General features: G+C 72.8%; 1 protein-coding gene. It reads left to right on the top strand.

The genetic code is table 11. The features are described 5' to 3' along the window. A partial coding sequence (locus ABTU92_RS29820) for a beta-ketoacyl synthase N-terminal-like domain-containing protein (RefSeq protein ID WP_408095155.1) occupies window positions 1–1,205 on the top strand: 1,205 nt, incomplete at both ends.

Here is a 1,205-nt window from a genome sequence, read left to right as displayed (position 1 = left end):
CCAACGTGCGTCGCCAGGGCTATGTGCCGCTGACGGCCGAGCGCGCGCACCGCGCCATGGCGCGCCTGCTCGCCGCCGGTCGGGCCACCGGAGTGATCGTCGACGCCGATTGGGCCCGGATGGGCGAGGCCCTGGGCCATGCGCGTCCGGCGCTGCTGTCGAGCCTGATCGCTCCGCCGGCGGCGCGCGACCGGGTCGGCACGGCGGTCGTCGCCCGTCTGAAGGCGGCGGCTGCGAGCGAGCGCGAAGCGCTGCTGATCGGCTTTCTGCAGGGCGAAGTGCAGGCGGTCCTGGGCCTCGCCTCGCCGCCCGATCCCACGGCGGGGTTTTTCGAGCAGGGCCTGGACTCGCTGATGGCCCTGCAGCTGAGGAATCGGATCGACCACGCGCTCGGCCTCTCGCTTCCGGCGACGCTGGCGATGGATCATCCGACCATCGAGGCGGTCGCGCGTCATCTGGGGACCGAGCATTTCGGGCTCGCCGGTGCGGTGCTGCCCGGTCCGGTCGCCGCGTCGGCGCGGGCCGACGAGCCGGTCGTCATCGTCGGCCTCGCCTGTCGGGTGCCGGGGGCCGACGATGCGGAGGGCTTCTGGCGGCTGCTCACCGACGGGCGCTCGGGGATCGTCGAGCTCCCACAGGATCGCTTCGACGTGGCGGCCTATTACGATCCCGATCCCACCGTGCCCGGCAAGATCTACACGCGCCGGGCCGGGCTGGTGTCCGGGATCGACACGTTCGATGCGGCCTATTTCGCCATCAGTCCGCGTGAAGCGCTGACCATGGACCCGCAGCAGCGGCTCTTGCTCGAGACCAGCGTGTCGGCCCTGGAAGCGGCCGGGCTGCCGGTGACGTCGCTCCGGGCGAGCCGCACGGGCGTCTATGTCGGAGTGGGGCCGAACGAGTATGCCGCCCTGCGCCGCAGCGACGACCCGGAGGCGGTCGACGTTCACACGGCGACCGGCGGCGCCCTCAGCGTGATCGCCGGCCGGGTCGCCTTCGCGCTGGGGCTCGAGGGGCCCGCGGCGGCGATCGACACGGCGTGCTCGTCGTCGCTGGTGGCCGTGCATCAGGCGGTGGCGGGCCTGCAGCGGGGCGACGCGGATCTCGCGCTCGCCGGTGGCGTCAACGTGCTCGGCATCGAATGGATGCTGTCGACCTGCCGGGCCCGGATGCTCTCGGCCGACGGGCTGTGCAAGACGTTCGAT

The sequence above is a fragment of the Rhodoplanes sp. SY1 genome (assembly GCF_046000175.1).
GTDB lineage: Bacteria > Pseudomonadota > Alphaproteobacteria > Rhizobiales > Xanthobacteraceae > Rhodoplanes.
Note: the sequence above shows the minus strand (reverse complement) of the source record. Positions and strands in the feature narration are given on the sequence as shown.